Source organism: Simplicispira psychrophila DSM 11588 (assembly GCF_000688255.1).
Taxonomy (GTDB): domain Bacteria; phylum Pseudomonadota; class Gammaproteobacteria; order Burkholderiales; family Burkholderiaceae_C; genus Simplicispira; species Simplicispira psychrophila.
Window position 1 is genome coordinate 1 of the sequence record NZ_JHYS01000032.1, and the last position, 5,758, is coordinate 5,758.

2 tRNA genes and 3 rRNA genes are annotated in these 5,758 nt (G+C 50.7%); all 5 read right to left on the reverse strand.

From position 1 onward, the window contains the following. Positions 1-57: 57 nt before the first annotated feature. The 5 genes from rrf to Q390_RS0116910 all read right to left on the reverse strand — a co-directional run bounded on the left by rrf (position 58) and on the right by Q390_RS0116910 (position 5,402). A 5S ribosomal RNA gene (rrf, locus tag Q390_RS0116890) occupies positions 58-170 on the reverse strand. Between the two features lie 155 nt (positions 171-325). Beyond that, a 23S ribosomal RNA gene (locus Q390_RS0116895) occupies positions 326-3,206 on the reverse strand. Positions 3,207-3,569: 363 nt separating this feature from the next. After that, positions 3,570-3,645: transfer RNA gene (locus tag Q390_RS0116900), tRNA-Ala, on the reverse strand. Positions 3,646-3,684: 39 nt separating this feature from the next. Further along, positions 3,685-3,761, reverse strand: a tRNA-Ile gene (locus Q390_RS0116905). A 106-nt stretch (positions 3,762-3,867) separates the two neighbouring features. After that, positions 3,868-5,402 (reverse strand): 16S ribosomal RNA (locus Q390_RS0116910). Together the 16S, 23S and 5S rRNA genes with 2 tRNA genes alongside form the textbook arrangement of a ribosomal RNA operon. Positions 5,403-5,758: the final 356 nt, after the last annotated feature.

Consider the following 5,758-nt stretch of genomic DNA (forward strand, 5'->3'; position numbering starts at 1 on the left):
CAGAAAGACAAAACCCCCCGCACATTGCTGAGCGGGGGGTATTTGCTGGCTGTAAGAGCCTGACGATGACCTACTTTCACACGGGAACCCGCACTATCATCGGCGCGAAGTCGTTTCACTGTCCTGTTCGAGATGGGAAGGAGTGGGGCCAACTTGCTATGGTCATCAGGCATAAAGGGTTGCCGCGCTGATCATTGATCAGCACAGCCAATTCATAGAGTCTGGAATCAGTTTTTTTCGAATTTGTATTTTGACTGCGTCAGCTTTGGCATAACAATCTTTGAAGATCACTTAAATTTCTTTAAGCAAAGGCTATCAAAGTTATAGGGTCAAGCCGCACGAGCAATTAGTACTGGTTAGCTTAATGCATTGCTGCACTTCCACACCCAGCCTATCAACGTCCTGGTCTTGAACGACTCTTTAGGGGGCTCAAAGGCCCCGGCAGATCTCATCTTGAAACGAGTTTCCCGCTTAGATGCTTTCAGCGGTTATCTCTTCCACACTTAGCTACTCGGCAATGCCACTGGCGTGACAACCGATACACCAGAGGTGTGTCCACTCCGGTCCTCTCGTACTAGGAGCAGGCTTCCTCAAATCTGCAGCGCCCACGGAAGATAGGGACCAAACTGTCTCACGACGTTTTAAACCCAGCTCACGTACCTCTTTAAATGGCGAACAGCCATACCCTTGGGACCGGCTACAGCCCCAGGATGAGATGAGCCGACATCGAGGTGCCAAACACCGCCGTCGATATGAACTCTTGGGCGGTATCAGCCTGTTATCCCCAGAGTACCTTTTATCCGTTGAGCGATGGCCCTTCCATACAGAACCACCGGATCACTATGTCCTGCTTTCGCATCTGCTCGACTTGTCAGTCTCGCAGTTAAGCACGCTTATGCCATTGCACTATCGTCACGATGTCCGACCGTAACTAGCGTACCTTCGAACTCCTCCGTTACGCTTTGGGAGGAGACCGCCCCAGTCAAACTGCCTACCATGCACTGTCCCCGATCCCGATAAGGGACCTGGGTTAGAACCTCAAACGCACCAGGGTGGTATTTCAACGTTGGCTCCATGAGAACTAGCGCCCTCACTTCAAAGCCTCCCACCTATCCTACACAGATCCGTTCAAAATCCAATACAAAGCTACAGTAAAGGTTCATGGGGTCTTTCCGTCTTTCCGCGGGGAGATTGCATCATCACAAACATTTCAACTTCGCTGAGTCTCTGGAGGAGACAGTGTGGCCATCGTTACGCCATTCGTGCAGGTCGGAACTTACCCGACAAGGAATTTCGCTACCTTAGGACCGTTATAGTTACGGCCGCCGTTTACTGGGACTTCAATCAAGAGCTTGCACCCCATCATTTAATCTTCCAGCACCGGGCAGGCGTCACACCCTATACGTCCACTTTCGTGTTTGCAGAGTGCTGTGTTTTTATTAAACAGTCGCAGCCACCGATTTTTTGCAACCCCTTTGGGCTCGCCTTGTACAGGTTCACCTACTTGGGGCATACCTTCTCCCGAAGTTACGGTATCAATTTGCCGAGTTCCTTCTCCAGAGTTCTCTCAAGCGCCTTAGAATACTCATCTCGCGCACCAGTGTCGGTTTGCGGTACGGTCGTCAATAGCTGAAGCTTAGTGGCTTTTCCTGGAAGCAGGGTATCACTCACTTCGTCTGCAAGCAGACTCGTTATCACCCCTCATCTAAGCCCGGCGGATTTGCCTACCGGGCACGACTACAGGCTTGAACCAACATATCCAACAGTTGGCTGAGCTAACCTTCTCCGTCCCCACATCGCACTATTGATCGGTACAGGAATATTGACCTGTTTCCCATCAGCTACGCATCTCTGCCTCGCCTTAGGGGCCGACTCACTCTACGCCGATGAACGTTGCGTAGAAAACCTTGCGCTTACGGCGAGGGGGCTTTTCACCCCCTTTAACGCTACTCATGTCAGCATTCGCACTTCTGATACCTCCAGCATCCGTCACCAGACACCTTCACAGGCTTACAGAACGCTCTCCTACCACGTGCAATAAATTGCACATCCGCAGCTTCGGTAACTGGCTTAGCCCCGTTACATCTTCCGCGCAGGACGACTCGATCAGTGAGCTATTACGCTTTCTTTAAATGATGGCTGCTTCTAAGCCAACATCCTGACTGTTTTAGCCTTCCCACTTCGTTTCCCACTTAGCCAATTTTAGGGACCTTAGCTGGCGGTCTGGGTTGTTTCCCTCTTGAGTCCGGACGTTAGCACCCGGTGCTCTGTCTCCCAAGCTGTACTCGTCGGTATTCGGAGTTTGCCTAGGGTTGGTAAGTCGCCATGACCCCCTAGCCTAAACAGTGCTCTACCCCCGACGGTAATACTTGAGGCACTACCTAAATAGTTTTCGGAGAGAACCAGCTATTTCCAAGTTTGTTTAGCCTTTCGCCCCTATCCACAGCTCATCCGCTAATTTTGCAACATTAGTCGGTTCGGACCTCCAGTACCTGTTACGGCACCTTCATCCTGGCCATGGATAGATCACTTGGTTTCGGGTCTACACCCAGCGACTATGTTCGCCCTATTCGGACTCGATTTCTCTACGGCTTCCCTATTCGGTTAACCTTGCCACTGAATGTAAGTCGCTGACCCATTATACAAAAGGTACGCAGTCACCCCTTACGAGGCTCCTACTTTTTGTAAGCATGCGGTTTCAGGATCTATTTCACTCCCCTCCCGGGGTTCTTTTCGCCTTTCCCTCACGGTACTGGTTCACTATCGGTCGATGATGAGTATTTAGCCTTGGAGGATGGTCCCCCCATATTCAAACAGGATTTCTCGTGTCCCGCCCTACTTGTCTGCAGCCTAGTACCACACGTCGGTTTTCGCATACAGGGCTATCACCTGCTATGGCCGGACTTTCCATTCCGTTTTGCTAACCAATGTGCTATCACTGCAAGGCTTCTCCGATTTCGCTCGCCACTACTTTCGGAATCTCGGTTGATGTCTTTTCCTCGAGCTACTGAGATGTTTCAGTTCACCCGGTTCGCCTCGCAACCCTATGTATTCAGGTTGCGATACCCCGAAGGGTGGGTTTCCCCATTCAGAAATCTCCGGATCAAAGCTTATTTGCCAGCTCCCCGAAGCTTATCGCAGGCTATCACGTCTTTCGTCGCCTATCATCGCCAAGGCATCCACCACATGCTCTTAGTCACTTGACCCTATAACTTTGACGTCTTTTACAAGACATCGCCATCTCATTTTTCAAGGACTGCCAGGTCTTTCACCTGACGCGTTATGCCGTAAACAACTTCAACCCTTTCGGATTGTCATCGTTAATTTTGAATTTCAAGCTAAGCCTGAATATTCGTTTTGACGCAATCAAAAAATTCTCGTTGCTGATGGCACGGTCTGCACTAAACCTTTACGAATGTGCAGTTTCCATCAGCAACACTGATTTGACTCTATGAATTTTTAAAGAACAGCCGATTGATCGATCAATATCGATCAACATCAAAGCAGCCTTTTGCAAAGCTGCTTTGGTGTTGATTTTTTGTGCACCACTTGGTGCATTTACAGGATGTTGGTGGAGGATGACGGGATCGAACCGACGACCCCCTGCTTGCAAAGCAGGTGCTCTCCCAGCTGAGCTAATCCCCCGGCAATCGCATTGTCGTCTTTGTCTTGGCCTGCAGCACTTGGTGGGTCTGGTTGGTTTCGAACCAACGACCCCTGCGTTATCAACACAGTGCTCTAACCAACTGAGCTACAGACCCAAGTCGGCCTCTGCGCAGCATCACGTGCTTTCGCACATGCGCTTTGCAGCGACTTTTTCCAACAACCGATAAGTGTGGACGTTCAAATTAGATTGCGGTTTTCCAGAAAGGAGGTGATCCAGCCGCACCTTCCGATACGGCTACCTTGTTACGACTTCACCCCAGTCACGAACCCTGCCGTGGTAATCGCCCTCCTTGCGGTTAGGCTAACTACTTCTGGCAGAACCCGCTCCCATGGTGTGACGGGCGGTGTGTACAAGACCCGGGAACGTATTCACCGTGACATTCTGATCCACGATTACTAGCGATTCCGACTTCACGCAGTCGAGTTGCAGACTGCGATCCGGACTACGACTGGCTTTATGGGATTAGCTCCCCCTCGCGGGTTGGCAACCCTTTGTACCAGCCATTGTATGACGTGTGTAGCCCCACCTATAAGGGCCATGAGGACTTGACGTCATCCCCACCTTCCTCCGGTTTGTCACCGGCAGTCCCATTAGAGTGCCCAACTAAATGTAGCAACTAATGGCAAGGGTTGCGCTCGTTGCGGGACTTAACCCAACATCTCACGACACGAGCTGACGACAGCCATGCAGCACCTGTGTTATGGCTCTCTTTCGAGCACAATCGCGTCTCTGCGATCTTCCATACATGTCAAAGGTGGGTAAGGTTTTTCGCGTTGCATCGAATTAAACCACATCATCCACCGCTTGTGCGGGTCCCCGTCAATTCCTTTGAGTTTTAACCTTGCGGCCGTACTCCCCAGGCGGTCAACTTCACGCGTTAGCTTCGTTACTGAGAAAGTGAATTCCCAACAACCAGTTGACATCGTTTAGGGCGTGGACTACCAGGGTATCTAATCCTGTTTGCTCCCCACGCTTTCGTGCATGAGCGTCAGTGCAGGCCCAGGGGATTGCCTTCGCCATCGGTGTTCCTCCGCATATCTACGCATTTCACTGCTACACGCGGAATTCCATCCCCCTCTGCCGCACTCTAGCTATACAGTCACTAATGCAGTTCCCAGGTTGAGCCCGGGGATTTCACATCTGTCTTATATAACCGCCTGCGCACGCTTTACGCCCAGTAATTCCGATTAACGCTTGCACCCTACGTATTACCGCGGCTGCTGGCACGTAGTTAGCCGGTGCTTATTCTTACGGTACCGTCATGGGCCTTCTTTATTAGAAAAGACCTTTTCGTTCCGTACAAAAGCAGTTTACAACCCGAAGGCCTTCATCCTGCACGCGGCATGGCTGGATCAGGGTTTCCCCCATTGTCCAAAATTCCCCACTGCTGCCTCCCGTAGGAGTCTGGGCCGTGTCTCAGTCCCAGTGTGGCTGGTCGTCCTCTCAGACCAGCTACAGATCGTCGGCTTGGTAAGCTTTTATCCCACCAACTACCTAATCTGCCATCGGCCGCTCCGTCCGCGCAAGGCCCTTGCGGGTCCCCTGCTTTCATCCGTAGATCGTATGCGGTATTAGCCACTCTTTCGAGTAGTTATCCCCCACGATCGGGCACGTTCCGATGTATTACTCACCCGTTCGCCACTCGTCAGCATCCGAAGACCTGTTACCGTTCGACTTGCATGTGTAAGGCATGCCGCCAGCGTTCAATCTGAGCCAGGATCAAACTCTTCAGTTCGATCTTGTGTTTTTTTGCGCCTTTCGACGCTACTCATAAAATCAAGAATTGAAGTGAACTTCACTTCTTTACTCTCATGAGCGTTTGTAGTGCTATGCACTAGTTCCAAAGAACTTGGCAATCGCCTTCAAACGCCCACGCTTATCGGCTGTATATTTTTAAGGTTCCTGACAGATTTATAAGACCGAGGTCTTTTTTTCTGCCTGCTTAGCTGCGATCAGCTGAGCCTTGAATTCTAACAGAGTTTTTTAATCCCTGTCAACTAGAAGGTTATTTAAACTTTCTAGCCGTTTCGCTGAACACTACAACTACCGAAGTAGCTATCGTTTCCAGCCAAGCCTTGAAGTATACATCGG